General features: G+C 39.7%; 1 protein-coding gene. It reads left to right on the forward strand.

Annotated elements, in window-relative coordinates; all coding sequences use genetic code 11:
* A partial coding sequence (locus tag NWP09_RS13295; protein WP_258275947.1) for a radical SAM protein occupies nt 1–413 on the forward strand: 413 nt, incomplete at both ends.

Consider the following 413-nt stretch of genomic DNA (forward strand, 5'->3'; position numbering starts at 1 on the left):
TCATACGGGCGGATATGGAGAAGATTTAAAGGATTATAACTTAGCTGCTTTATTAAGAGATCTGGAAGCCGAAGTGAAAGGGCTAAAAAGATTACGAATTTCTTCGATCGAAGCAAGCCAGTTAACCGACGAAGTCATTGATGTTCTAGAAAATTCCAAGCTTGTTGTGCGGCATTTGCACATCCCGCTTCAGTCAGGATCTGACACCGTCTTGAAGAGAATGCGCAGAAAATATACGATGGAATTCTTTGCAGAGAGACTTGAGAGACTGAAAAAAGCTCTGCCAGGTCTAGCAGTAACTTCAGATGTTATTGTTGGCTTCCCAGGAGAAACGGAAGAAGAGTTTATGGAAACATACAATTTTATTAAGAAACATAAATTCTCAGAACTGCATGTTTTTCCATATTCAATGC

Origin of the sequence: Agrococcus sp. HG114 (assembly GCF_024723325.1) — a bacterium.
In the GTDB taxonomy this organism is placed as follows: domain Bacteria; phylum Actinomycetota; class Actinomycetes; order Actinomycetales; family Microbacteriaceae; genus Agrococcus.